The organism is Nocardia shimofusensis NBRC 100134, from assembly GCF_001613125.1.
Lineage (GTDB): Bacteria > Actinomycetota > Actinomycetes > Mycobacteriales > Mycobacteriaceae > Nocardia > Nocardia shimofusensis.
On sequence record NZ_BDBT01000003.1, the window covers coordinates 331,312 to 357,514 of the forward strand.

The 26,203-nt window shown below is 64.6% G+C and carries 19 protein-coding genes and 2 tRNA genes; 3 read left to right on the forward strand and 18 right to left on the reverse strand.

Annotation, left to right across the window (positions count from 1 at the left end):
* Window positions 1–53 precede the first annotated feature (53 nt).
* Both leuD and leuC read right to left on the reverse strand, forming a co-directional pair.
* On the reverse strand, window positions 54–662 hold the full coding sequence (leuD, locus tag NS3_RS05240; RefSeq protein ID WP_067854310.1) for a 3-isopropylmalate dehydratase small subunit: 609 nt from the start codon (window positions 660–662) through the stop codon (window positions 54–56).
* A gap of 38 nt (window positions 663–700) precedes the next feature.
* Window positions 701–2,125 (reverse strand): 3-isopropylmalate dehydratase large subunit, encoded by a 1,425-nt coding sequence (leuC, locus tag NS3_RS05245; protein ID WP_067854313.1) that lies wholly within the window; start codon window positions 2,123–2,125, stop codon window positions 701–703.
* A gap of 233 nt (window positions 2,126–2,358) precedes the next feature.
* On the opposite strand from leuC, the gene NS3_RS05250 reads away from it, so the two are divergent.
* Complete coding sequence (locus NS3_RS05250; protein WP_067854316.1) at window positions 2,359–3,060, forward strand: IclR family transcriptional regulator; 702 nt, start codon at window positions 2,359–2,361, stop codon at window positions 3,058–3,060.
* Window positions 3,061–3,091: 31 nt separating this feature from the next.
* A complete protein-coding gene (locus NS3_RS05255; RefSeq protein ID WP_067854319.1) occupies window positions 3,092–3,628 on the forward strand; it encodes a pyridoxamine 5'-phosphate oxidase family protein in 537 nt (178 codons plus the stop codon).
* Between the two features lie 82 nt (window positions 3,629–3,710).
* On the opposite strand, the gene NS3_RS05260 is transcribed toward NS3_RS05255, so the two are convergent.
* From NS3_RS05260 to NS3_RS05275, 4 genes are all read right to left on the reverse strand, one after another.
* A tRNA-Glu gene (locus tag NS3_RS05260) sits at window positions 3,711–3,786 on the reverse strand.
* Window positions 3,787–3,940: 154 nt separating this feature from the next.
* Window positions 3,941–4,012: transfer RNA gene (locus tag NS3_RS05265), tRNA-Gln, on the reverse strand.
* Window positions 4,013–4,231: 219 nt separating this feature from the next.
* Window positions 4,232–5,716 (reverse strand): glutamate--tRNA ligase, encoded by a 1,485-nt coding sequence (gene gltX, locus NS3_RS05270; RefSeq protein ID WP_067854330.1) that lies wholly within the window; start codon window positions 5,714–5,716, stop codon window positions 4,232–4,234.
* A gap of 13 nt (window positions 5,717–5,729) precedes the next feature.
* On the reverse strand, window positions 5,730–6,503 hold the full coding sequence (locus tag NS3_RS05275) for a fumarylacetoacetate hydrolase family protein (RefSeq protein ID WP_067854333.1): 774 nt from the start codon (window positions 6,501–6,503) through the stop codon (window positions 5,730–5,732).
* 211 nt (window positions 6,504–6,714) lie between these two features.
* Between NS3_RS05275 and NS3_RS05280 the strand changes: the two genes are divergently transcribed.
* Entirely contained in the window at window positions 6,715–7,962 is a 1,248-nt protein-coding gene (locus NS3_RS05280; RefSeq protein WP_067854337.1) for an MFS transporter, read from the forward strand.
* Here NS3_RS05280 and NS3_RS05285 read toward each other — a convergent pair.
* From NS3_RS05285 to NS3_RS05335, 12 genes are all read right to left on the reverse strand, one after another.
* The gene (locus tag NS3_RS05285; RefSeq protein WP_067854340.1) at window positions 7,928–8,527 is read right to left on the reverse strand and encodes a Uma2 family endonuclease; all 600 of its coding nucleotides are present in this window, start codon (window positions 8,525–8,527) and stop codon (window positions 7,928–7,930) included. The genes NS3_RS05280 and NS3_RS05285 overlap by 35 nt on opposite strands.
* 218 nt (window positions 8,528–8,745) lie before the next feature.
* A complete protein-coding gene (locus NS3_RS05290) occupies window positions 8,746–9,753 on the reverse strand; it encodes a 3-isopropylmalate dehydrogenase (protein ID WP_067854343.1) in 1,008 nt (335 codons plus the stop codon).
* An 86-nt stretch (window positions 9,754–9,839) separates the two neighbouring features.
* On the reverse strand, window positions 9,840–11,438 hold the full coding sequence (gene serA / locus NS3_RS05295; protein WP_067854346.1) for a phosphoglycerate dehydrogenase: 1,599 nt from the start codon (window positions 11,436–11,438) through the stop codon (window positions 9,840–9,842).
* Window positions 11,439–11,637: 199 nt separating this feature from the next.
* The gene (locus NS3_RS30295; RefSeq protein WP_281204891.1) at window positions 11,638–11,769 is read right to left on the reverse strand and encodes a hypothetical protein; all 132 of its coding nucleotides are present in this window, start codon (window positions 11,767–11,769) and stop codon (window positions 11,638–11,640) included.
* 1,154 nt (window positions 11,770–12,923) lie between these two features.
* Entirely contained in the window at window positions 12,924–13,130 is a 207-nt protein-coding gene (locus NS3_RS05300; RefSeq protein WP_067854349.1) for a cold-shock protein, read from the reverse strand.
* A 168-nt stretch (window positions 13,131–13,298) separates the two neighbouring features.
* Window positions 13,299–13,505: a cold-shock protein gene (locus NS3_RS05305; protein ID WP_011210759.1), complete on the reverse strand. Its 207-nt coding sequence runs from the start codon at window positions 13,503–13,505 to the stop codon at window positions 13,299–13,301.
* A 341-nt stretch (window positions 13,506–13,846) separates the two neighbouring features.
* Window positions 13,847–14,299 (reverse strand): deaminase, encoded by a 453-nt coding sequence (locus NS3_RS05310; RefSeq protein WP_245649468.1) that lies wholly within the window; start codon window positions 14,297–14,299, stop codon window positions 13,847–13,849.
* Window positions 14,296–14,928 (reverse strand): RibD family protein, encoded by a 633-nt coding sequence (locus NS3_RS05315; RefSeq protein WP_067854355.1) that lies wholly within the window; start codon window positions 14,926–14,928, stop codon window positions 14,296–14,298. Before NS3_RS05315 ends, NS3_RS05310 begins: the two co-directional genes overlap by 4 nt.
* Before the next feature lie 28 nt (window positions 14,929–14,956).
* Window positions 14,957–16,783, reverse strand: coding sequence for an MrfA Zn-binding domain-containing protein (drmB, locus tag NS3_RS05320; protein ID WP_067854358.1), 1,827 nt, complete (start codon window positions 16,781–16,783; stop codon window positions 14,957–14,959).
* On the reverse strand, window positions 16,764–19,937 hold the full coding sequence (locus tag NS3_RS05325) for a helicase-related protein (RefSeq protein ID WP_067854361.1): 3,174 nt from the start codon (window positions 19,935–19,937) through the stop codon (window positions 16,764–16,766). Before NS3_RS05325 ends, drmB begins: the two co-directional genes overlap by 20 nt.
* A complete protein-coding gene (locus NS3_RS05330) occupies window positions 19,934–21,448 on the reverse strand; it encodes a nuclease-related domain-containing DEAD/DEAH box helicase (protein ID WP_067854364.1) in 1,515 nt (504 codons plus the stop codon). Before NS3_RS05330 ends, NS3_RS05325 begins: the two co-directional genes overlap by 4 nt.
* Window positions 21,445–26,160 carry a sacsin N-terminal ATP-binding-like domain-containing protein gene (locus tag NS3_RS05335; RefSeq protein WP_218018190.1) on the reverse strand — a complete coding sequence of 1,572 codons (4,716 nt, stop codon included), beginning with the start codon at window positions 26,158–26,160 and terminating at the stop codon, window positions 21,445–21,447. The genes NS3_RS05330 and NS3_RS05335 overlap by 4 nt, the downstream gene beginning before the upstream one ends.
* Window positions 26,161–26,203: the final 43 nt, after the last annotated feature.

The window sequence follows — 26,203 nt, forward strand, 5'->3', positions numbered from 1 at the left end:
GCACACGTCCAGCTACCGCTTCTGATGAGGCCCAGCTATCACCGCGCCGATGATTACGTCTGCGAAATAGGCGCCGGAAGCGTGGCGGGCTTCCATGCCGGCCTTGCCTTTTCGAACTCGGTGATGACGTCACTACGGCGCAGCGTAAGGCCGATGTCGTCCAAACCCTCGAGCAGACGCCACCGCGTGTAGTCATCAATATCGAACGGCAACACGACGGTTCCGGCGGTGACAGTGCGCGCATGCAGGTCCACCGTCAATTCGAGACCGGGCTGTTCCTCGATCATCTTCCAGAGCATTTCGACATCGTTCTGTGACATCTGCGCGGCCAGCAGACCGCCCTTACCCGCATTGCCGCGGAAGATGTCGGCGAAGCGGGAGGCGATGACCACTCGAAAGCCGTAGTCCGACAGCGCCCAAACGGCGTGTTCACGGGAGGATCCGGTGCCGAAATCCGGCCCCGCCACCAGTACGGTGCCCCGGTTGAAGGGTTCGATGTTCAGAATGAAGTCCGGGTCGTTGCGCCAGGCGGCGAACAGCCCGTCCTCGAATCCGGTGCGAGTGACCCGCTTCAGGTAGACGGCCGGAATGATCTGGTCGGTGTCGACATTGGACCGGCGCAGCGGCACGCCGATTCCCTTGTGCACGGTGAAGGCTTCCATCGGATTCTCTCCTGGTCGAAATGGTGAAGGGTGGACTTTCAGTCCAGATCAGCGGGTGAGGACAGGGTTCCGCGCACCGCGGTGGCCGCGGCCACCAGCGGGGAAACCAGGTGGGTGCGACCGCCCTTGCCCTGCCTGCCCTCGAAGTTGCGATTCGAGGTGGAGGCGCAGCGCTGGCCCGGCTCGAGCTGATCGGGATTCATGCCCAGGCACATCGAGCAGCCCGCCTGCCGCCATTCCGCGCCCGCGGCGGTGAAAATCTCGCCGAGCCCCTCGGATTCCGCCTGTGCGCGTACCCGCATGGAACCGGGTACCACCAGCATTCGGACGCCCTCGGCGACCCGACGGCCCTTCAGCACATCGGCCACCGCGCGCAGGTCCTCGATCCGGCCGTTGGTGCACGATCCGACGAAAACGGTGTCGACCGGGACCTCGCGCAGCGGCGTGCCCGGGGTCAAATCCATATACCGCAGCGCCTTCTCCGCGGCCTCGCGGGCCGTCTCGTCGGCGATCTCGGCCGGATTCGGCACCGTCGAACTCAGCGGCGCGCCCTGACCGGGGTTGGTGCCCCAGGTGACGAACGGAGTCAGCGCGCTCGCGTCGATGTGCACCTCGGCGTCGAAAACCGCCCCCTCGTCGGTCCCGAGTGCGTCCCAGGCGGCCACCGCGGCGTCCCAGTCGGCGCCCTTCGGGGCGTGCGGGCGGCCCTTCAGGAATTCGTAGGTCACCTCGTCGGGGGCGATCATGCCCGCCCTGGCGCCCGCTTCGATGGACATGTTGCACATGGTCATCCGGGCTTCCATCGACATCGACCGGACGGCCTCACCGCGGTACTCGAGCACATAGCCCTGGCCACCGCCGGTGCCGATCTGGGCGATGACCGCGAGAATCACGTCCTTGCTGGTGACTCCGTGCGGCAGCTGCCCGTCGATGTTGATCGCCATGGTCTTGAACGGACGCAGCGACAGCGTCTGGGTGGCCAGCACGTGCTCGACCTCGCTGGTGCCGATGCCCATCGCCAGCGCGCCGAACGCGCCGTGCGTGGAGGTGTGGCTGTCGCCGCAGACCACGGTGGTGCCGGGCTGGGTCAGGCCCAGCTGCGGGCCCACCACGTGCACGATGCCCTGCTCGATGTCGCCCATCGGGTGCAGCCGGATGCCGAATTCCTCGCAGTTGCGCCGCAGCGTCTCGACCTGGGTGCGCGAGATCGGATCCGCGATCGGCTTGTCGATGTCGACGGTCGGGACGTTGTGGTCCTCGGTGGCGATGGTGAGATCCGGCCGGCGCACCGGTCGGCCCGCGGCGCGCAGGCCGTCGAAGGCCTGCGGACTGGTCACCTCGTGCACCAGATGCAGATCGATGTAGATCAGATCGGGCTCGCGCGAGGCGCCTTCACCCTCACCGCGGGCGACGACATGCTCGTCCCAGACCTTCTCGGCCAGGGTACGGGGGCGGTCGGTCATTTCTCGCTCACCTTTCGAAACGAAACGGCAGGTCCGCGACCTCCGGGCTGCGGAGGACGGCTGACTGCACGGGCTGGGCTTTCGCGTCCGGCGGACTCGCCCGGGCGGATACGCCCGAGTGCGATTTCCCCGGAATCGTCTTCCGGGGCTCCCATCGAGTCGACTACCGAGGCGATCTCCGGGGCTCGATTTCCGGTTGGTCTTCTCAGTATCCGAGACGCTAGTATCGTTCTATGAGACAGCATAGCGGTATCGGCGTTCTGGACAAAGCGGTGGCGGTGCTCTACGCGGTCGCCGAGCAACCCTGCGGCCTCAACGACCTCTGCGCCCGCACCGGCCTGCCGCGCGCCACCGCTCACCGGCTCGCGGTGGGCCTGGAGACGCACCGCCTGCTGGCCCGCGACAACAACGGCATCTGGCGGCCCGGCCCGGCGCTGGCGGAGCTGTCGGCGACCGCGAACGATCCGCTCCAGGAGGCGGCGACCCTCATCCTGCCCCGGCTGCGAGAGATCACCGGCGAGAGCGTCCAACTCTACGTCCGCGACGGCCAGGCACGCGTCTGCGTGGCCGCGATGGAGCCACCTTCGGGCCTGCGCGACACCGTCCCCATCGGCGCTCGCCTACCGCTCACCGCGGGTTCGGCGGCCAAGGTCCTGCTCGCCTGGGCCGATGCCGAGGTGCAGCGCACCGTGCTGCCCGACGCCGTGTTCGGCGAGCGCGTATTGGCCGAGGTGCGCAAGCGCGGGTGGGCGCAGAGCGCCGCCGAACGCGCCTCCGGCGTGGCCAGCGTCTCGGCCCCGGTGCGCGACACCGCGGGCGTCGTGGTCGCGGCCGTCTCGGTGTCCGGTCCGATCGATCGGATGGGCAGGCGGCCGGGCGCGCGCTGGGCGGCCGATCTGGTGGCCGCGTCGGACGCGCTGCACAAACGGCTGTAACACGTTTCACTTTCTCCCATACAGTGGGTGGATGGGAGTCAATCAACGCGCGCAGATCGTCATGACCGACGCCGAGGTCGCCGAGTTCCTGGAGCGCAGTCGCATCGCCACCCTCGCCACCCTCGGCCCCGGCGGCGCCCCGCATCTGATCGCCATGTGGTACGCGCTGATCGGCGGGGAGCGCGAGGCCGACGGCTCGGTCCGCACCCTGCCGGAGCTGTGGTTCGAGACCAAGGCCAAGTCGCAGAAGGTGGTGAATCTGCGCCGCGACCCGCGGATCACCTGCATGGTCGAAGCCGGCCACACCTACGACCAGCTGCGCGGGGTCTCCATCGAGGGCACCGCCGAGATCGTCGAGGACCCGGACGCGATCTGGCGCGTCGGAGTCAGCGTCTGGGAGCGCTACACCGGGCCCTACAGCGAGGAGGTCGCTCCCCTGGTGGCGAACATGCTGCACAAGCGGGTCGCCGTGCGCGTCGTGCCGACCCGCATCCGCAGCTGGGACCATCGCAAGCTCGGCCTGCCCGCCATGCCGCTCGGCGGGACCACAGCCGCCGCACTGGAGTGAACCGCACGGGGTGCACAACGCCGAGGCGGATCGGCGGCCGGAAACGTGAAAGGCTCCCGCTCGTGATGAGCGGGAGCCTTTGTGGTAGCCCCGACGGGATTCGAACCCGCGCTACCGCCTTGAGAGGGCGGCGTCCTAGGCCGCTAGACGACGGGGCCAGGGACATGGTCTCCCATTTCTGAGGACCACCCGGTGTGGATCTCTGCGATCCGTGGAGTGCTCGGTTAGCTTAGCCGACCGGAGCCCGGCGACCAAATCGCCGGGTGCTGAACAACTTTCGGTCGCGAACCGAGAGACGTGCAACACTTTCCGCTGGGGTACCAGGACTCGAACCTAGAATGGCTGAACCAGAATCAGCTGTGTTGCCAATTACACCATACCCCAATGACCTGGACATTCTTCCCGAAGTCTGGCTGACTCCGTTCCGCGTTCCGGCCGAGAAAGAGATTACCAAACCCGAGAGGGTAAACTACAAATCGCCTGGTCAGAGGCCTGTTTTCGGCAGTTTCGAGCCGATTGCCCGACGGTGGGGCCGAGCGGCGACTCCGTCCGCCCGGCTCCCCTCACCCTCGCCCGCGTGCGCGGCCGCCCGCCTGCCCGTCGCTATCCCCGCGAGGATTCCAGAGCCGAGCGCAGCCGGGCGAGAGTGATCTCACGCCCGAGCAGTTCCAGCGACTCGTACAGCGGCGGGCTGATGTGCGAGCCGGTGACAGCCACCCGCACCGGCGCGAAAGCCTTGCGCGGTTTGAGGCCCAGATCGTCGATCAGCGCCGTTTTGAGCGCCTCCTCGATCACGGGGGTGGTCCAGGACGCGAGCGGCTCCAGCGCGGCCACAGCCGCCTCGAGCACCGGCGCCGCGTCGGCGCCGAGATTCTTCGCCGCCGCCGCCTCGTCCACGGTGAATTCCTCGGCCGGCACGAACAGGAATCGCAGCAGATCCCAGGCGTCGCTCAGTACGACGATGCGGGTCTGGACCAATTCGGCCGCCGCCGCGAAGACTTTCTCGTCCACCTCCCCGCCTTTGGTCCCGGCTCCGATGTGCCCGTGCGTGGTGAGGAACTCCCGCAGCCGTCCGGCGAAATCAGCCGGATCGAGCAATCGGATGTGCTCGGCATTGATGGCGTCGGCCTTCTTCTGATCGAAACGGGCCGGATTCGAATTCACTTTCGAGATATCGAACGCGGCCACCATCTCGGCCATCGAGAAGACATCGCGGTCCTCAGCAAGGCCCCAACCGAGCAATGCGAGGTAATTCAGCAAACCTTCAGGAATGAAGCCGCGGTCCCGGTGCAGGAAGAGGTTCGACTCGGGGTCGCGCTTGGACAGCTTCTTGTTGCCCTGACCCATCACGAAGGGCAGATGACCGAACTCCGGAGTGAAATCGGCGACCCCGATCCGGCGCAGCGCGGCATACAGCGCGAGCTGGCGCGGAGTGGAGGACAGCAGATCTTCGCCGCGCAAGACATGGGTGATCTTCATCAGCGCGTCGTCGACCGGGTTGACCAGCGTGTAGAGCGGAATGCCATTACCGCGGGTGAGCGCGAAGTCCGGGACCGTACCCGCCTTGAACGTGGTCTCCCCGCGCACCAGATCGTTCCAGGACAGGTCCTCCTCGGGCATCCGCAGCCGCACCACCGGCGCCCTGCCCTCGGCCTTGTAGGCCGCGATCGCCTCGGGGGTCAGATCGCGATCGAAGTTGTCGTAACCGAGCTTGGGATCGCGGCCGGCAGCCCGGTGGCGGGCCTCGACTTCCTCTGGCGTGGAGAAGGATTCGTAGGCCTCACCGGCCTCCAGCAAACGCCGGACGACGTCGAGATGCAGATCGCGTCGCTGCGACTGCCGGTAGGGCTCGTAGGGTCCGCCGACCTCCGGACCCTCGTCCCAGGTGAGCCCGAGCCACCGCAACGAATCGAGGATCGCCTCGTAGGACTCCTCGGAATCGCGAGCGGCGTCGGTGTCCTCGATACGGAAGACGAAGGTGCCGCCGGCGTGGCGGGCGTACGCCCAGTTGAACAGGGCGGTGCGGATCAGGCCGACGTGCGGCGTCCCGGTCGGCGACGGGCAGAAACGGACCCGTACAGGTGTCATTGCTCTCTCTCGATCAGCGTTTGGCGGCAACAGGATTGGTGAGGGTGCCGATGCCTTCGACGGTCACGGACACCTGCTGTCCGACCTGCATCGGGCCGACGCCCTCGGGTGTTCCGGTGAGGATCACATCGCCGGGCAGCAGCGTCATGACCGTACTCACCCATTCGACGAGCTCCGGGATATCGTGCAGGAGAAGCGAAGTCCGGCTGCGCTGGCGCACCTCGCCGTCGAGCTCGGTGCGGATCTCCAGATCCGCCGGGTCGAGGTCGGTTTCGATCCACGGGCCGAGCGGGCAGAAGGTGTCGTACCCCTTGCCCCTGGTCCACTGCCCGTCGCTCTGTTGCTGGTCGCGAGCGGTCACGTCGTTGGCGACGGTGTAGCCGAGGATGACATCGCGCGCCCGGGCCGCAGGCACGTCCTTGCACGGCCGTCCGATGACCACGGCCAGCTCGCCCTCGTAGTCGACCCGGGTGGAGCTGGGCGGATAGACGATCGGCGCGTTCGGTCCGACGATGGCGGTGTTCGGCTTGATGAAGATCACCGGCTGCTCCGGCGCGGCCCCGCCCATCTCGGCGGCGTGCGCGGCGTAGTTCTTGCCCACGCACACCACCTTGCTGGCCAGGATCGGCGCGAGCAGACGCACGTCCGCCAGCGGCCAGCTGCGCCCGGTGAACGTCGGGGTGCCGAACGGATGCTCGGCGATCTCCTTCGCGACGGCGGTTTCCCCCTCCCCTTCGATGCTCACGAACGCGACCCCATCGGGACTGGCAACTCGACCTAGACGCATGGTGGGGAGTCTACGGAAGCCGCTGGTCGCCGCGATCCACCTCCCCGCCGAGGGCTCGCCGACGAGCTCACGGGTGTGAGATTCCTCGCCGCCCGAGGACGACGATCGCGGGTGCGCGCGCTTGCCGATCGGGTGTACCGTGAGCGACGGTTTTCACTTTTTGAGAACTTGATCCCATATTTTGAGAGGCCCGGGAGTAGAGGTGAGGTCGATGTCCGTCGAGTCGGTCGGCGCGGTGCACCGGTGGTCGATGCTCGCCCTCGGCGTCTTCGCCCAGGCCTCCAGCGCCGTCTTCATCCACGGCACGCCTTTCCTGCTGCCCGCGCTGACCGAACGCGGAATGGCACTGCCGACCGCGGGTCTGCTGGTGGCGATGCCCACCGTCGGCCTGGTCTGCACGCTGATCGCCTGGGGCTACGTGATGGATCGCATCGGTGAGCGAAAAGTACTCGTCGCAGGCCCGGCCGTGATGTTCGTCGCCGGCATCGCCGCGGCGACGACCACCAGCGACATCGCCCTGGGCGCATTGCTTCTGCTCGGCGGCATCGGTGCGGCGAGCACCAACTCCGCCAGCGGCCGGGTGATCGTCGGGTGGTTCCCGCCGGACCGCCGTGGCCTGGCGATGGGCATCCGGCAGACCGCGCAACCGCTGGGCGTCGGCATCGGCGCGCTCACGATCCCCCTGGCGGCCGCCCAACACGGAATCCCCGCCGCCATCCTGGTGCCCGCGGTCATGGCGGGGATCGCGGCACTGGCCTGCCTGTTCGGGATCGTCGACCCGCCCCGCCCGAAAGGCGGTGCGGCCGACCGGGACAACCCCTATCGCGGCGATTCCACCCTGTGGCGGATACACGGCGCCTCGGTGCTGCTGGCCGTCCCGCAGGGCGTGCTGTGGACCTTCGCCCTGCTGTGGCTGCACCGCGATCTCGGCTGGTCGATTCCGGTCGCGGGCGCGGTGGTCACCGCCACCCAGATCCTCGGCGCGCTGGGCCGAATCGGCGCGGGCGCCTGGTCTGACCGGGTCGGCAGCCGGCTGGGTCCGCTCTACCGGATCGCGGTCGCCGCGACGATCTGCACGGCGGCGCTCGGCGTGGCCGCCTGGACCCAATGGTGGTGGGCCGCCATCCCGCTGCTGTTCGTGGCTTCGGTGATCACGGTGTCGGACAACGGTTTGGCCTTCACCGCCGTCGCCGAGATCGCCGGACCCTATTGGAGTGGACGGGGTCTGGGCATGCAGAACACCGGACAGAACCTCGCGATGGCCGCCATCCCACCGGTTTTCGGCGCGCTGATCACCTGGGGCGGCTTCCCCGCGGCCTTCCTCGGCGCCGCGGCTGTCGCGGCGCTGGCCGTTCCGCTGGTGCCGTCCGACCACACGCGGCGCACGCGCACAGAGGATTCCGCCGTGGACGCGGCCCGGCCGATCAGATCTCCAGCAGCTCGGCCGGATCCACGCTGACCCGAAACCCGTTGTCCTGACCGACCTCCGCGATCAGCACCGAACCGGGATCGACCACCGACCGCGCGTGATAGATCCCACCCTCGAGCACCAGCCGATGGATGCGCGCACGCGGATGATGTTCCACTATCCAGTATTCGGGGATGCCGACAGCCGCGTACTCGCGCACCTTGCGCACCCGATCGGTGCGCTCGCTCACGGTGGCGGGCGCGATCACCTCCACCGCCAGCCGCACCTGGGTCCCCGGCAACACCCGCGGCGGATCGGCTACCAGCGCGTGACGGATCACCTCTCGCGGCACGACCACGATGTCGGGTTTGCGCACCCCGCTGGACGTACCGACCTCCCAGCCACCGCCGAAACACACATGCAGGGCCGGATCCGCCGCTCGGTCCAGCGACCGCGCCATCCGCCGCACCACGTGATCGTGGCGGGCGCCGCGGTCGACCTGGACCAGTCGGCCGTCCTCGAGCTCGTAGTCGCGCCCGCGGCCGGGCAGCGCGTGCAGGTCGTCGATCGAATACGGACCGCGACCGGTCCCCGGAGTCATTCGTCGTTCGCGCATCGCGACCTCCCCGCCGGTTCGAGCCGACCCATCGGCGATCTCGTCCGTCCCGGATACCCAGCGACGCGGATTTCGAACGACGCGAAAGCACGGGCCTCGCCCCCTGAGGAGGGCGAGGCCCATGTCATGGACTGTCGCGTGGGCGAGGCCCGCGTTCTCGCCGGCACCGAGCCGATGCTCGCTCCCGGCAGTTCGGGCACAGCCTTGTCGAGACCCGGTCAGACCGAGGCGGCGATCCGATCGCCGACCTCGACCGTGGACGCCGCACCCGAACGTGCGGCCAGATCCTTGGCGACAGCCGCTTCGACGCGCGCGGCCTCGTCGGTCCGGCCGAGGTGGTTCAGCAGCAACGAGATCGACAGGATCGCCGCGGTCGGGTCCGCCTTCGACTGCCCCGCGATGTCGGGAGCGCTGCCGTGCACGGGCTCGAACATGCTCGGGTTCGCGCCGGAGGCGTCGATATTGCCGCTGGCCGCCAGGCCGATACCGCCACTGACCGCGGCGGCGAGGTCGGTGATGATGTCGCCGAACAGGTTGTCGGTGACGATCACGTCGAAGCGGCCCGGGTCGTTGACCATGAAGATGGTGGCGGCGTCGATGTGCTGGTAGGCCACGGTGACCTCGGGGAACTCCGCGCCCACCTCGTCGACGGTGCGCTGCCACAACGAGCCGGCGAAGGTCAACACGTTGGTCTTGTGGACCAGGGTCAGATGCTTGCGACGCGCCTGCGCCTTCGCGAACGCGTAGCGCACCACGCGCTCGATACCGAAGCGGGTGTTGGTGCTGACCTCGGTGGCCACCTCGTGCGGGGTCCGCACCCGGATCGCACCGCCGGTGCCGGTGTAGGGGCCCTCGGTGCCTTCGCGCACGACGACGAAGTCGATCTCGGGATCGCCCGCCAGCGGGCTGGTGACGCCGGGGAACAACTTCGACGGGCGCAGGTTCACATGGTGGTCCAGCTCGAACCGGGTACGCAGCAACAGACCGCGCTCGAGCACCCCACTGGGCACCGACGGGTCGCCGATCGCGCCGAGCAGAATCGCGTCGTGTTCGCGCAGTTCCGGCAATACCGACTCGGGCAGGATCTCGCCGGTCGCGTGGTACCGCTTGGCGCCCAGGTCGTATTCGGTCTTCTCGACGCCGGGCACGACCACGTCGAGCACCTTCAGCGCCTCGGCGATGACCTCGGGGCCGATGCCGTCACCGGGGATGACCGCAAGCTTCATGACAACTCCTCGTCACGCCCCACGCGCCGCCACCGGGTGTGCGGTGGCGGCGCGTGACGGCAATGTCTGGATCAGCGGGGTTTCGATCAGAACAGGTCGACCAGGGCGATCTTGGCGGCGCCGACGGCCTCGCCGATCGCGGCCTGCACGTCTTCCGGAACCGGCTTGTTGACACGCAGGATCACGGTCGCGCCTTCCTTGTCGACGTCCTGAGCCAGCTGTGCGGCCTGGATGTCGATGTCGGCCTCGCCGAGCTTGGTGCCGATCTTGCCGAGCGCGCCGGGGCGGTCGTCGTAGTTCAGCACGGCCAGGTTCAGACCCTCGGCGCGCATGTCGTAGTTGCGGCCGTTGATGTTGACGATCTTCTCCACCAGCTGCGGCTCGGTCAGCGAGCCCGCGACATTGAGCGTGCGGCCGTCGCCGAACACCGCGCGCAGGTCGACCATGCTGCGGTGGTTCGGGCTCTCCGACGCGGAGGTGACCTCGACGCTGATGCCGCGTTCCTTGGCCAGCACCGGCGCGTTGACGAAGGTGACCTCTTCCTCGACGTGCGCCGAGAAGATGCCACGCAGCGCCGAGAGCTCCAGCACGGCGACCTCCGAGGAAGCCAGCTCGCCGCGCACCTGCACCTCGACGCTGACCGGCAGCTCGTCGGCCAGCGCGCCGAGCAGCACGCCCTGCTTGCGCACGATGTCCAGCCACGGGGCGACCTCGTCGCCGACCACGCCACCAGTGACGTTCACCGCGCCGGGCACGAACTCGCCTGCCAGCGCCAGCAGCACCGACTTGGCGACGTCGGTGCCCGCGCGATCCTGCGCCTCGGAGGTCGACGCGCCCAGGTGCGGGGTGACGACGACCTGCGGCAGGTCGAACAGCGGGCTGTCGGTGCACGGCTCGGTCTCGAACACATCCAGACCGGCGGCCCGCACATGCCCGGAGTTGATCGCGTCGGCCAGCGCCTGCTCGTCGATCAGGCCACCGCGCGCGGCGTTGACGATGATGACGCCCTTCTTGGTGAGCGCCAGCTTCTCCTTGCTGAGCAGCCCCTTGGTCTCCGGGGTCTTCGGCAGGTGCACCGAGATCAGGTCGGCGCGGCTCAGCAGCTCGTCCAGCGTCACCAACTCGATGCCGAGCTGGGCGGCGCGCGCCGGGGAGACGTAGGGGTCGTAGGCGATGATCTTGGTCTCGAACGCGGCCATCCGCGCGGCGAACAGCTGGCCGATACGACCCAGACCGACGACGCCGACCGTCTTGTCGAAGATCTCCACACCGTTGAACTTGCTGCGCTTCCAGGTGCGCTCACGCAGGGTGGCGTCGGCGGCGGGGACCTGACGGGCCGCGGCCAGCATCAGGGTGACCGCGTGCTCGGCGGCGGTGTGGATGTTGGAGGTCGGCGCGTTGACGACCATCACGCCGCGCTCGGTGGCCGCGGGCACGTCGACATTGTCGAGGCCGACGCCGGCGCGCGCGACGATCTTGAGATTCTTGCCCGCCTCGAGCACCTCGGCGTCGACGGTGGTGGCCGAACGCACGAGCAGCGCGTCGGCTTCGGGGACCGCGGCCAGCAGGGCCGGCCGGTCGGGGCCGTCGACCCAGCGAACCTCGACACCGTCACCGAGCGCGTCGACGGTCGACTGGGCGAGCTTGTCGGCGATCAGAACAACAGGACGGCCTGCTTGGCTCACAGTGGGTTACTCCTGGAGAAAGGGGGCGGCTAATTACCGGGGCCCAGCTTAGTGGGCAGGTTCCCCGCCGGTGCCGCCACCCGGTGGGCGGGTGCCATCAGTGGCATCGCGCCCCTGCGATGAATCGGGCAAACCAGGACACAGAACGGGCTCCGCACCCACTTATCCGGTGCGGAGCCCGCGTTCGGTGCCGACGTCGTCAGGCTTCCGACGAGCCCAGGGCCTCGACGATGCCGTCCAGAACATCCATGACGATGTCGATGGCGCCCTCGACCACAACACTGCCGAGATCGAGTACGGCACTGCCGAGTCCGATGATTGCGCTGCCCATATAGAACTCCTCTTCCTCGAGAACCGGTCGGGACGACCGGTTCGGCCCCGGCTTCGCCGTTCAGCGGAAACCATTGGGGCGTCGGATGGTGAGTCAACTTCGAACGCAAGGCTAGCAACGATCCGATCAAGCCCCTGCCAGCCGAATCCCGAGTTCGGTTACGATACGGCAACACATCGATGAGGCCCCGCACCACCCGGTGCGGGGCCTATCGTGCACAGCCTGGGGACACGGCGCGTTCGTCAGGCGCCGTCCGACGATCCGAGCAGCGCGCCGAGGCCCTCCAGGATGATCACGACGATGTCGAGGGCCCCGTCGATGACAGCACTGCCGGTTTCGATGATGATCGGAATCATGGTGAAACTCCTCTTCCTCGCTGCGGTCGGGTGAAGCCGAATCGCACCCAGGACCCGGCCGAGTTCGGCCGACCCCGGGCCGGGTGTGTAGAGCTACTTCCGACCGCACAGGCTAGCAACGTTCCGGACACATCCACGCAGGCAGATCAGCGTTTCGACAACGATCGGGTAACGCAGCCGCAGCGGAAACGACGAGACCCCGCGCCGTTCTCGGCGCGGGGTCTCGGAGCTTGTGCGTTCGCTTCCGCGATCAGGCGCCGAACGAACCCGTCCACAGGGTGTTCACGAGACCGTTCAGCGCGGCACCCAGGGTGTCGAAGAGTCCGTTCAGAGCGGCGCTACCGGTGTCGATGATAACGGGGATCATGCGAATTCCTTTTCGTCGAACTGTCCCAGTATTCGAACTGGCTGACATATGGCACATCGAGACACCCCCACACACGGTTACGGAAATTCCGAGAAATGTGAGCCAGGCTACTTCTCGACGCGCGAGGTGAATTCGAACACATGCACAATCATCCCCCGGGCGCGCCAACCCACTCTGACCTGCGAATATCTTCCGAATTCGCTGCGACCGAGCAACTGCGGCCACAGCGAAGCCCCGAAAACCGAGGCCTTGACAGTTTCGAGCATCGCAAGTCCCGACGTCCCACGAGAATTGCGCGGAAATTCTCGGCGATCTACCGCCGAGATCACACCGAAATAGGCCTTCACCTGCCGCCGAGATACGCCGGGAGCGATTCCCCCGACCGCCGCGAGCCCATGGCGCGCGGCCTCCCGACCGACAGGCAGCGCCGGTCAGCCGACGACCCTGACCCCCATCGCCTCCGGGCCGGACTTGCTGTGCCGTAGGTCGAAGCACACCCGCTGACCTTCTTCGAGCGACCGGAAGCCGGTCCCGGCCAGGTCCAGGTAGTCGACGAACACGTCGGGTCCGCCTCCGTCCTGGGCGATGAAGCCGAAGCCCTTCTCGCTGTCGAACCACAACACAGTGCCGTGCACCATCTACGTCTCGAGCCTTCTGTCGAACGTGCGGAACGACGAATGTTACTGCGCCGGCGGTCCCCCGCCGATTCCGGCCCGTAGCGAACCGGCCGCCCCAGCCCCCACCACTCCCCCGTAAACGCGAGAAGCCCCGCACCATCGGTGCGGGGCTTCTGCAAAGTCGACGTGTCAGGCGACGACGCGGACATCCTGGGCCTGCGGGCCCTTCTGCCCCTGGCCGATCTCGAACTCCACGCGCTGACCCTCGTCCAGCGACCGGAAACCGGAACCGCTGACCGCCGAGTAGTGCACGAAGACGTCGGGACCGCCGCCGTCCTGAGCGATGAAGCCGAAGCCCTTCTCGCTGTTGAACCACTTCACAATGCCTTGAGCCATTTCATACTTTCCTGTAGACGAGCCGGGTAACGTGCAGTGCACCGGTCTCGTCAAACCAGAGTGCCACGACAGAGGAGATTCATCCACCTCTACGTGGACCTGATGTGAGGCAGCCGACGCCTCTCCGATTGTGTGACGCCCGACCCTCCCCTCTTTTCCGAGGTATCAGCCCTGGCCACAGGCTTCTTTCACATCGTAAGCACCTCGGGCCGGCGTATCGGTCAGCCGGAGTTCTGCATCGTTCACCCAGGGCTGAATCCACTCGCATCGAGATATCGCAATTGCAGGCATATGCCTTCAGAATGTCGGCGCCTTACAGGCGCGTCGAGGGGTGCACTTCGCTAGGAGAGGTCGAGGTGTCGGTTCATCTCCATCGCGTCCTGCGCGAGGTCCGGCAATTCTGTGACATCGACACCGGACTGCAGCAGTTTCTCGACGCCGACACAGTCCGCCACGAACGTCGCGGGCTCACGCCATGCGATCACCACGCGCGAAATGCCCGCGCGCAGAATGCGGTCGGTGCACGGCAGACGAGTCTTGGTGGCTCGTTCCGAGCATGGTTCCAGGGTGCTGTAGATCGTGGCGCGGGCCAGCCGCGGATCGTCGGCAGCGAGCTTGTCCAGCGCCGCCTCCTCGGCATGCACCTTCGGGTCGGACTCGCGCGAGTAGCCGGTCGCGATTTCCACCCCGTCGGCGACGATTACCGCCCCCACAGAGAACGCTCCCGGCGCGGTCGGACACAACCGGGCCAACTCGATAGCGCGGCGCATCCATTGCTGATCGGTCCCACTCACTCGTTCTCCCCGAGGTGATAGTGCAAGACGGCGACGTCGCCGACGCGAGTCAGATCGACCAGCGTCCTGCGACGCGTACTGCCACCGGGGAACTTTTCCGGCAGCAGGAACCGTGGCGCGTAGATGTCGCCGACCAGAACCGGTCCGATCGCCAGAAACAGCTCGTCGGCCAGGTCCTCCATCAGGAACGTGGTATGTATCCGGCTTCCGCCCTCGACCATCAGACGACGGACCCCGCGCGCCCCGAGATCATCCAGCATCCTGCCGAAATCCAGCGGATGGCCCAGCCCGACGACATCGGCGAGTTCCCCCAGCCGAGACCTCGCCCACGCCCCACCCATGGTGGTGGTGTAGACGACCGGTCGATGCTCATCGGTGCCGTGGTGCCAGAACTTCACGTCCGGGTCCAGATCGCCGGATTCCGAGACCACCACCTTCAACGGCTGCCGGGCACGCCCGGCAGCAACCCGTTCCGTTTGGCGGGATTCACTTTTCACGATCAGCCGGGGATTGTCGCTGCGGATCGTGCCCGCGCCGATCAGAATCGCGTCCGACTCGGCGCGCAGCTGGTCGACCCGATCGAAATCGGCAGCATTGGACACCAGCAGCCGTTCCGGAATCGATGTCACCTATCTGTGCAGCAGCCCCCGTGATGTATCAGCCAACTGTAAACCTCGGGGTGACGTGTCTGATCTCGTCGAGCACTCCGTCCAGGAGCCCCCGGACCTCACTGCCGCCCAGAACGAGTTGCCGGTCGAGGAGGCGGTTAGCCGTCTCGCATGAAGTCTCGCTGACAAGCGAACACCCGTGACAAGCTGAGAGGTTCAACTGCGACGCACCCTGGCTGTCGCTCTCGATGCAAACCGGGTCGTTCGAACAGAAATCGGCATCCTCGAGCGCTGACACGAGCAACGGAAGCAACTTCTCGGGCTCGCCGAGTCGGACAAGACCACCCAGCGTCCCCTGCGCGTCACCTGCGGCCGTGTAGATCAAGATGCCTGCGGTCTTGTCCGTACGGTCCGGGTTCGCATAGATGCGCTCTTGGAGTGCCGCAGATGCATATCCACTTTCGAAGGCGAGCCGGCGGATTAGCAGGTGGGAGATCGTGTGCAGCGCGACGTAACGCGGTTCAGGCACATCCAGGCGGTTTTTCGCCCATTCGAGGTCTGCCCGACGCTGCTTGAGGATGCCTGCTCGGACCTGGACTGCTGTCAAGGACTCCCATTCTGCAAGCCTTTGCTCATCGAACCGAAGGAAGATCCCCTCTCCGAACATCTCGACCGCCGGGTAGGTCGGGTGTCGGCGCTCGTTCGGTCCGATGTCTGCCCGGATGAGTGCAGCGTCGGCGTCGTAGCGGCGGAACCCTCGTAGTGCTCGAACCTCTCGAACCCGGCGAACCTGTCCCACACCGCTGATGACGCCGAGCAGGTTCTCGGGGCCTGCGGCCTCGCGAAGCGAACGGCCATCGACCACGAAATCTCCACCACTCGTATCGCGCTGGGCAGAAAGCTTCTTGAGGAACGCCGCCCACTCACCATCCTTGAGGTCGAGCAGCATCTCGTCAGCTGTGGCCTCCTCACCTGCGGCCACAGCCAGAACCGCTTCGGGGGTAACTCCGAACTCCTCCGCGATCCACCCTGCGACCATCTCGGCCTGGGGTCCGCCATTGTCAGCGACGATTTTGTCGAAGTAGACGTGCCCTCGGATCTTATCGGCAACCGCGGCTGACTGCGGCCGCTCCTCCGGGATGTCGAGTGCCGAGATCCGCTCCGCAATGTAGTTGCCGGTAGCGCCTCGCTGCACCGCTACGAGAGGGTGCGGGCACAACTTCCCACCACCCGTGTTTTCAAGCTCCCATGGCTGTCTCCCACTGCATCGGATGCCGTCCCGGCCGAGGGATCCTTTCCCGACAAGCTCCGCGAAGGAACGAAAGTTCCCACAGCCGTGGCAGGTGACGATGAGAGATCCGAGTCCTTCACCGCGTGAAGCCACCTTGCGGAACCGCAGCTCCTTGTACGCGCGGCAAACCCGCACCGCTTCATTCATCCCTGCTTCGCGCCCACGGTGTGCCCACTGAAACCAGGGGATGTCCTGGATGTGACTCCCTTTCTCGCAGACGGCGACGAACCTCATGGGGACCAGCAGGCCACCGCACTCGCAATGGTTGTCCCACTTCCCCTTCTTGCGCCCGGTGAGCTTCGAGAGCTTGCCACATCGTTCGCAGAAGCGCCACGCCGGGAACCGCCAATACAAGAGCGATGCCGTGTCCTTTCCAGTACGTCCAGCATGTGTAGGAGGCTGCCTAAGGACGCCCGCACCGAGTCTTGCCATGAGTCGTTCGCAGACAACTTCCTGCGCCAACTTGGTGTCCCACCACGACGTGTCAGGAGCCATGAGTGACTCCCCACGGACATCAGCGATTGCTCCCACGCCGAACGGCGTGATCGTCTCCGAGAGCCTGAGATCATGCCTGATCTTTTCCACGGAGAACCTCCTCCTGCGGCTCCTGTACCGCGACGGCCACGTTCGGTTCGACAGACCTCATGGAATCGCCCACCAGCCACCCTTCGCCTGGTTCCCCGAACCTCTTGAGCAGCGCGCCCGCGTCAGATTTGGGACGGTGCTCGTACTCGAGCCCATGCTTCTCTTCCCGTGCGCGAGATGCCCGTCGGTCCCAGTCGCGCAGCAATCTCCAGACCATATCCTCAGTCTCCTGGAGTTCGAGCGACTCGGAGCTGTCAACGTAGGAGAGGAACTTTTCCACCAGTCGCTCCACCGCCTGGGTGAATCGGTTGTCCTGGAGGTCCAGCCGGACGGCCGCGTCATTAGCAGCCAACGGAGAGATCGACTGCCGCAGCAATGCGACCAGGGCTCCAGCGAGCGAACGGTCACGCGAGGCCAACGACCAGGGGGTCACACTGGTCGGTTCCACGCTTCGGTAGAGCGCTTCGTGGTACCCGCGGAAGGTCTCGAAGTGAGAGCGGTCCCTCGCTCTGCTGGAACGGAAGAGGGTGACGACCACACCACGGATATCGCCTCGACCAACACGGCTGGTTGCCTGGATGTACTCCGCCGTAGTCTTGGGTTGCCCGACCATCAGCATCACTGCGAGCCTCGGAATGTCGATTCCGACAGAGAGCATATTCGAGGAGAGCACGACGTCCACAGCCTCGTCGGACTGGTCCGCGCGAATTCGCAATGCCCGAAGGTCCTTGGGCAGTTGCTCCGCACCACGCCGGCTCGTGAGTTCGAGAACTCTCCCCGCCCTTACCTTGCGGAAAGGGATTCCGAGACGCTCAGCCCTCGGCTCGAGACGACCATTGACGTCGTCGACGACAAGGGTGCTGGTCCGCCCCAACTCCCGAAGGCTGTTGTGATAAAGGACAACGGTCCAGTAGGCATCCCTCGGCGGAGCGGCAATGCCTTCGAGTGCGAGAGCGTGAGGCATCTCGAAAAGCGGAGTGACGGCGGAGATCACCGCTGAAGGCTGCGATACCGACTGCGGCATCAGACCGATGTAGAGGCGCCCTTGTCCATTCTCAACCGGGCGAGAGAAGAATGTCCGGTCATCGTCGAGTCCAGATGGCGGGTACAGGGCGACCTCTCGCCCGTACAGTCCCTTGACCTGGTCGTCGGAGGCTCTGATGGTGGCCGTTGACGCAACGATCTTCGGCGTCGTACCTGAACGGCTCAGCAACACCTGGATCACCGCATCGAAGACAGCCACTGTCGTACCGAGCGGTCCCGACAACAGGTGGAGCTCATCCTGAATGATCAGCGATGGCTGCTTGAAGGTCGTCCCGAGGCCCAGGAGCCGTCCGGCCTCGGGCTTGAACTGGAGACGCGCAAACTTGTCAACGGTCGCGAGAAGGATCGTCGGCGGCTCTTCGTAGATAGCCTCATCGACAACCTCGAGGGGAAGTCGGCCATGAAACTCACACTCCGGGTTCACGCAGTACAGAACCGTGGCGCTTCCTTCCCTGCGCACGCCGTAGTCCAGATCCTTGTTGCTCTTACTGTCTGGCATCAGACCGGTCTGACACCAAGGGCAGCTCTCGATTTGAAACTCGTTGGCCTCTTCTGGGCGCGCCGCCTTCAACAGTCGATCGAGGGAAGCGAGCGCATCTGTACGGGTTCCGGGGGTGACCTCGTTGCCCACCCACAGTCCGATCGAGAATGGCGGCATTCCCGCTACGGACGGGTGCACTCCGCGCATGAGTTCCATGGCACAGATGAGGGCAGCAGCACGTTGGAACTGCTGTGACGTCAGCAGCCTGAGGGTGTACCTGGTCAGGACGGCGGTACCGCCTCCTGCCATACCGTAGGCAAGCCGTCTACGAAAGATCTCAATCGCGGCAAGACCGAGATACGCCTCGGTCTTGCCGCCACCGGTTGGAAACCAAATGAGGTCAACGAGATTCCTGTCGTCGTGCTCAGGTTCGACGGTAGAGGCAAGCGCGATAAGCAGGAAGCCAAGCTGGAACGGACGCCACTGAGGCTCACCCGGGGTCTTTCCCTTGGCCTTATCCCCCTGCCGCATCTGAAGCCTCATTGCTGCCATACCGAGTGCGAAGGCAGTGCGCAGCTGATCCTGCCGGGGATCCCGTAGAAGCTTGACCCCCTCCATCATTCGCTCTGCGGCGCGCTCAGATCGCTCGACGATGCGGCGTGCGACCGGAGCATCTTCCCCGAATCCATCCACTCGCGCGCTCTGCTCTCTTGTCCACCGCGCGAAAGCTTCGACGAAGGCTTCCAGAGAAGCGAGCACAGCGTCAGGGTTCTCACCGATAGTGGCGAGGTACCTCAGTTCCAAAGCCTTCGCTTCGGCGGTCTCCTCATCGAATCCTGTCGTCTCAACCGCAGGGACAACGAAAGCAGGTACTGGGTCGAGGAATACTCGCGTGCAGCCCTCTTCACCGAGTTCCCAGTCGGCTGCCATACCGTGCCCGACGGCGAAGACCTTGCAGTTCCGGTAGCGGACTCGAAGTTCTGCAGCCTCAGGGTCCGCATCGAACGCTCGTGTCGTGTCGTACTCCAGAATGTTTCCATTTGTCGGCCGAACAGTCAGGTCCATTTGGAAGAGCATGAGGGGCACGTCGAGCCTCTCGTCACCTGTTGTTCGCGACAGCACACGGACATGCACCGTGACGAGCTGAGCGCCCTTGAAATCTCGCCACCGGGCTCCGATCTCCACGGGCACCTCGCCGGCGCTGATCTGGTGAGGACCCCTTCCCTTCGAGAGGGCGAGATCCGTGAACGCGTGCGGGGTCCGCTGCCACCGAGGGGGACCGTCATCTTCGACTTTGGCATATGTCCCGCAAGCGAAGTCCACATTTACCGTCTCGGCATCGGTGACGAAAGAGATCGCTCCGGACGATGGACGCCACTCCTCTGCGAGGGGAACGGCTGCTCCGGACTCTTCAACATCTCCGTCGACGACATCGGCCTCAACGTCCTCGACTTCTCTCCCTCTCCCCTCATCTCGGCTCGCCCAGCCACCCTCCTGGGGAAAAAGCATTCCGACTGCGTACTGCCTGTGAGGAGGATTATGGACGATCTCCCAAGGGTCGCCCTCCGGCCCTACGTAGGAGGCTCTGAGGTGGCGGAGGGCTTGCTTCTGCGCTCCAGTAACCTTCACTTTCCAGCCTTCCGAAGGAGGTCTTGGAGTCGTTTCTTGTCGTCTGCAGCTACAACGATGTGCAGGGTCACGCGGGCACGGGTGACTGCCACGTAGAAGGCGGCGATGCCGCGGTCGTCGAGGTGTCTCGGAAGGCCACACACCACGACGTGTTCGGCTTCAAGCCCCTTGGCGTAGCGAGGACTGGTAACGACAAACTTCGCGTCTCCCAACCGGGGAGCTGTATCAGAGGAGGCGTCGATGATCCAGACATCTTCTCGACGCACACCATCGCTGACCAACTCGCAGGCAACGCGCTCCGCTGCCACTATATCGGCCGCGCCGTCAGCGTGATGCCAGTACACTTTCTCCCCGTTGACAATGCCCGGGTCTCCCACATCAGCTCCCAGGTATTCCTGCACGACGTGCACGATCGCGCGGGTGTTGCGTACGTTCTTCTGCAGTTGTAGTTGGACTGCCTCGGTCTTGATCAGATCGCAAACCTCGCGGTCGAACTTGCCGTCGACGTGGGCCTGGTTATTCGGATCGAGAAACATTCGCCAACGCCCGTCGGCTCGTCCGCGACAAATCACCTTGTTCAAAGAATCCATGCCGTCCGCATTCATGAGGTCCTGTGCCTCATCGACGAAGAGGACGTCGTATTGTTTACCTTCCGGGAGGTCGGCGAATGGCAAGAGATCTATGCCCCAATCTTCGACGAGAGGCCCGAAGAACCTTGTCAGAGCGGGCGATCGATACGTAATGAGGACCGTTTTCCCTTCGCTGACTTCCTGCTTCGCAGCCTCCGCGAGAACGAGGGACTTTCCGGTGCCAGCACCGCCGAAAACCAGCAATCGCGGGTTCATCGCGAGCGCTGCAAGCACCTGTGCCTGCCCATCAGTCGCCCGATTCTGTTCCTCGATGACGGCACCGCGCTGAGCGTCGACTGCGGGGAGTCGAGTGAATTCTCCAAAGAGACGAGCGCGCAGAGCATCCGCACTCGCAATCTTCCGTCGCGGAGGGGCCTTACCAGCTCCCTTGGCCACAGAGTTGAGGGCCTCAGCAAGGCCGGTGACGCTCATCGTCTCCTTCGCCCACCAGTGGCTGCTCTTCCACTCCACGGACGAGGGAGGCGCCTCGATATCCGGAGTGACAACAACAGCTTCGTGCGCGAACCAGCCAGCCTTCTCCTCATCGAGGATATCTCGAAGGGCGAATATCGCGGTCTGCGCCTGCTGCATGGGTGACTCCCGCAGCTTGTGCCAGTCACCTCGGCGGTCGACGCTGTACCAGGCGCCCTCGTGCTTGCGAACTCCACCGCCCTTGACCTCCAGCACGATGACGACGCCATTCCACAGCACAACAAAGTCGGCTTCTGCCTGCTGTTTCACAGAGTGGCTGCGGAGCTTGACGGAGTGGAAAGCCACTGCGCCCGTCGGTCCCTCGACCTGTTGTAAGAGCCGCGCGAGGCGGGTCTCTGCAGGACTGGTGCTCGACGCCTCGATATCCCGAAGACTGGGAACCAGGATCACGCGTTCTGTTCCTTCCACAGGTCCTCGTACTCGCGGTAGCCGAGAAAGTCGTTCACTGCCCCGAAATTGTCTGCAACGTCAACGATGAGGCACTCTTCCTTGCCTCCGTTCGCAGGGCCGCGGAGGCCACGCCCAGCCATCTGGATGTAGGAACTGGGACTGAAGGTCGGGCGTGCAATGTAGAGAGCACGAACGCCCGGAGCATCAAATCCTTGAACCAGCAGATCACAGTTGGTAAGCACGCGGATCTCTCCGTCCTTGAACCTCTTGATTACGTCACGACGTTCCTGGCGCCCCGTCTGCCCACTAATGGCCGCGGCATCGACATCTCGGTACCGCAGCGTTGCAGCAAGCACTTGGGCGGAAAGGACACTCGGCGTGAAGACCAAGATCGACCAATCGGCGTCCTGGGACAAGATGTGATTGACCAAGACCTTCATTCGAGCTTGGTCCCGGCCGAGACGGTCCAGCAGGGGTCGGTCGACCTTGCGGGTGTCCTGAATCCCGCGAAGCTCTTCTTCGCTCAGCACGACGTCTACACCAGGCAGCACCTCATGCTTGACCTTGGCGAGAACGTCCAGTTTCTGCAGCTGGCGATACGCATCCGATTCGAAGGCAGCGAGCTTGTTGTTTCCGAACCTGGCGGCCAGCTCTTTGGTCTGCCGACTGTCCTCGGCGCGTCCCTTGAACGGCGTGGCCGAAAGCCCGACGAGAGGCCGCTCCCAGTTGTGACCGTCTACACCGAGCCAGCGGAAAATCTGGGTATAGCGCGTGGAGTTTCCCGCCCTGTGCGCTTCATCGACGAACACGGCTTGTGCATGACTGAGCCATTGATACTCAGGCTGGTCCAGGATTGCCTCGAGCTTGGCGTCCGTGGCAACGACGACGCTGACTTCGGTATCGGGCTCGTGGACGGTGTTGCCTTCCCAGAGACGTCCGATTGACAGCGGCCGCTCGTCAGCGAGGTACCGCCAGACCGTGTTGAACGTCTGGACGGCCTGCTCGCATAGTTCGACGGACTGGGCGATCCAGAGGACGGTGCCGTTCATGACCTCGTCCTTGAACAGCTTCAGCACGGTCTCCGAGGCAACGCGGGTTTTCCCGGCACCGGTCGGGAGTTCGACCATGCACTTCTGCGCGGGCCCCCTCTCGGAGGGCTGGGTGAGAGCAGTGCGAAGCTTCTCACTGATCTTCTTCTGGTACGTGTGCAGGCCATTCAGGTTCACAGCACCCGGCACGATGAACTCATTGGGCTGTGGCACTGCCCGGCGGCCTGCGTACTTGCTGCCGAACCCCATCTTGCGTAGCCAGTCGATCGTCTTTCCGCCACCCGACCACCCAGTCGGGACGTCGGTGTAGCCCTCAAGGCGGAACTGGTCAGCCAGTTGCTTGACCGAGTCGCTGCCGTACACGGTGAGGAAGAGTTCGGCGACCGATGACGAGTCATCGACGAGAGCCTGCGCCTCGAGAGCCTGCCACAGGCCACGGGGCAGGTTTTCCTTCAGGGTGTCGTCACCGAAGAAGACTTCGAGACGCTCAGCGTCGTCCTTCGCCGCGCGGGCCTGCTGGCGCCACTCCTCCAACTGCTGGTTCAGAGCCACCTGCTCGACGTTGTCGAGGTCTGCGTTGGACAGGCGCAGTCCGAACGCCTCGTTGACTGTTTCGAGGACCTGACGCTCGCTGAGGTCATTGGGCACAACGAGGGTCAAACCGTCGAGATACCAGGGCAACGTCTGATCCTCAACACCATCGTCAGTGGTCACGCGCTTAGCGATGTAGACAGCGCGGGCAACCATCGCGTGGGTGAGCTTTTCAGGGGCGAAAAGCCACGACTCCTGAAGCCCAGGGTATAGATCTACGACGGGGTCCGGTTCCTGCTTGCCCTCGATGATCGTTGAAAAGGCGAAGCTGTCTTCGAATCGCTTGCATCCGACGTGAGCAACGAAGTCATCGACTTCCGTCTCCTCCACACGAAGGTAGGGCTTCTGCTTCTGGCTCAGCAGCAACTGCTGCTCATTGCTGGTAGCCAGGTACACCAGTCCGGGCCTGCGACCCTCAACCGCACGCCCGACCCTCGCAGGGATTTGTTGCGGCTGGCCATCGGGGTACGCAATTCGACTCGCCTGCAGGACGAACGCCGCTAGGACTCCATCCTTTACGCCCGGCTTGAAGATGTCTTGGCCGAGCGCGTCGCGAAGAACAACGGCAGGCACGTCTGAAAAGTGCCGCGGAAGGTCAAGTTTGTCTTCAAGAGACCGATGCCCCTGATAGAGAGGAAGAAAGTCCTGGAACTCCAGCAGCGATGCCGAAACCACCTGTGACGGAGGTCGAAAACCGCGGGACGAGGGAACAAGTCCTGCCGTGGTCACCGCCCACTGCGTCGGGGAGAGGACCTGTCGCGGCTGCTGGGTGTCGGTGTCTTCGCAGGTCCAGAAAGGTTTCTCATCGATTTCGAGAAGCCTGCGCGTCCAGTCGGCCCGGATGGGCTCCGGAGCACCCGATTCTGCCATCAGCAGCAGCGCCGAGAACGGCCCCGCGCCGAGGTACTGGTCGAACTCGATGTTTTCGACAGGACGTTCTCCAGCGCCGAGCCGGCCGTTCAAATCAGCGACTACGAAGTCATAGTACTGGTCGACGCAGACCTCGTCCTCTAGCGGGTAATCGTTGATCGGCTTATGGATGACACCAGCGGCCCATGCAACCTGAGTAACACAACGTTCACGGTCAAGCCGGCGATTGCCCAGACCAGTACCGAGGCCATCGATGTCGAGAACGCTTCGCGGAGAAGCCCAGTCTCCGTCCACAGTTGGCACCTTGAGGTACCCCTCGTTCTTCTTCTGGACGATCCGAGCCGCTTCCTCCGGACGGACATCTAGCGCCGCGTCCCAGAACTTCTCCTGGTCCTCGGCACCAGAGGTCGGGGATAGCTTGTCAAACCGGGCGTGCAGGATCGCTACCGGATCGAGGTCACGGAACCCCCTTTCCCTGAGGTTCTTCTCGACCCCGCCGATCGCGAGGAACTCCGGAGTGACGAAACTCGACCCCTCGAACGCGATATCGTCCACTCGTTTGAGGAAGACCTGCGACCTGTCTGCCAGCGCCCTGAGCCCGTCAGTCGTCGGAATGACTTTAGCCTTTTGAATTCCTTCGATCTTGGGGTGAAGGAGAACGAAGGAGAGCGCGGCAGCAGCCGATGACGTGTCTCCCGTGGCCCATTCTCGGAGCCACGAGAGAACCCCTCGCATATGCACATTCTGGAGGGCCTTGTTTTCATCGCGACTCTGCGATTCAAGCAGCTCGGGGTTAACGCTGTAGGCATACATTTGGCGGAGCCGTGCGAGACGACGAAGTGTTGAGTAGCAACGCCAGTGGGGAACGTCATCACCGGTGTTCGGCGCCTTGATCCACGCCTCGTGATCCCGACTCGTAACCTCCGGCACGAAGAAGCTCAACGGTATAAGTTCAGCAGGAAGGCACAATTGTCCCGTCCCATCCGGGATTAGCGGAGATAGGGCCGCCAACCCGGGCACGTGAGTAGCGAGTAGATCATCACCATACGAGAGGATCTCGCGTCCACGGGCAGGCATGTAGTCCAAATGCGCTGCCGGGTCGTCTGACTGGACGACGCGAGGTAAGAGATCAACGAACATCTTGGAGAGCGTGCGGACGATCTCCCGGTTGTAATTGTTATGCAGCAGCGTTGTGCGATCGTCGTTCAGACTCCAGGGCGCGTTGAACAACGCTGACGCCGTGGTCTTGTCCTGAAGAGGAAAGTAGGACCAGAACTCGCCGGTCTGGAGGTCGGCGTAGCGCTCAGGCATGGCGACCGTGACCTTGACCTTCTCACGCGAGACCGCTTCACCTACCTCGCGACGCGCTTCAATGCTGGGTGAGTGCATCGCGCTCTCGACGTACCAGACGCTGTTCTTACCGTCAGGTCGTTCGATCTGGAACTTCCCATTGCCGAGTGCGCGCGAAATGTGACTAGTTGTGAACTCGTCATCCATGCCGACGACGCGCAGGTGCACCTCGCGGACGGCTTCGACGAATAGGAGAAACTCTGACCGGAACCCTTCGATCTCTTTCTGGAGATTCGCGAGCTTGCGCACCTTTGGCAGCTTGACGATCGTCGCAGCCCACTGTGAGAGTTCGGCGAGAATCGGGTCCTTCGCGAACTCGCTATCGACATCTGAAATCCGTGTCGCAGTGCGGAGGACGGGGAACCTCTTCGCGGTCGACCCAACCCTGTGCAGCGCTTGATTCGCCTCGCTTGAGTTGAACTCGAAGGAGATGGAACGACTGAAAACCTGCGGCTTGTCAGTCACCGCTAGGACGGACTTGAACCCAAGTCCGAAACGGCCGATCTCATCGCCCCGCTTGCCGCTGAGGTGGGCGTGGGCGAGCGCCGTCAAACCACTGCCGGAGAACGGGCGCCCCGCATTCGCACAATAGAGCGTGCTGCTAGACATATCGAGGACGATCTCGACGCGACCGTCAGTACTGCTGGCGCCATGCGTCCCGGCCATGGCGTCGGCCGCGTTCTGTACAAGCTCGAGTAGCGTACGGTTTGCGTACCCACCAACCCTGATCGACTCCTCATGGTTCGCATGCTCCGTGACCAGGTTGGGATTCGCCCTGTACGAGTCAATAGCCCGCGCGAAGAGCCCTTCGAGCTCTGCAGCGAGAGTGCGATCCGGCATCCAGTCGCTCACTGTCATTCCTCTACCTCCCCGAACGCTGACTCTGCACTGCACT

What these genes read in the sequence shown, in the direction of transcription:
- leuD (WP_067854310.1), bottom strand. Translation starts at nt 662, where the DNA reads ATGGAAGCCTTCACCGTGCACAAGGGAATCGGCGTGCCGCTGCGCCGG.
- leuC (WP_067854313.1), bottom strand. Translation starts at nt 2,125, where the DNA reads ATGACCGACCGCCCCCGTACCCTGGCCGAGAAGGTCTGGGACGAGCAT.
- NS3_RS05250 (WP_067854316.1), top strand. Translation starts at nt 2,359, where the DNA reads ATGAGACAGCATAGCGGTATCGGCGTTCTGGACAAAGCGGTGGCGGTG.
- NS3_RS05255 (WP_067854319.1), top strand. Translation starts at nt 3,092, where the DNA reads ATGGGAGTCAATCAACGCGCGCAGATCGTCATGACCGACGCCGAGGTC.
- gltX (WP_067854330.1), bottom strand. Translation starts at nt 5,716, where the DNA reads ATGACACCTGTACGGGTCCGTTTCTGCCCGTCGCCGACCGGGACGCCG.
- NS3_RS05275 (WP_067854333.1), bottom strand. Translation starts at nt 6,503, where the DNA reads ATGCGTCTAGGTCGAGTTGCCAGTCCCGATGGGGTCGCGTTCGTGAGC.
- NS3_RS05280 (WP_067854337.1), top strand. Translation starts at nt 6,715, where the DNA reads ATGTCCGTCGAGTCGGTCGGCGCGGTGCACCGGTGGTCGATGCTCGCC.
- NS3_RS05285 (WP_067854340.1), bottom strand. Translation starts at nt 8,527, where the DNA reads ATGCGCGAACGACGAATGACTCCGGGGACCGGTCGCGGTCCGTATTCG.
- NS3_RS05290 (WP_067854343.1), bottom strand. Translation starts at nt 9,753, where the DNA reads ATGAAGCTTGCGGTCATCCCCGGTGACGGCATCGGCCCCGAGGTCATC.
- NS3_RS30295 (WP_281204891.1), bottom strand. Translation starts at nt 11,769, where the DNA reads ATGGGCAGCGCAATCATCGGACTCGGCAGTGCCGTACTCGATCTCGGC.
- NS3_RS05300 (WP_067854349.1), bottom strand. Translation starts at nt 13,130, where the DNA reads ATGGTGCACGGCACTGTGTTGTGGTTCGACAGCGAGAAGGGCTTCGGC.
- NS3_RS05305 (WP_011210759.1), bottom strand. Translation starts at nt 13,505, where the DNA reads ATGGCTCAAGGCATTGTGAAGTGGTTCAACAGCGAGAAGGGCTTCGGC.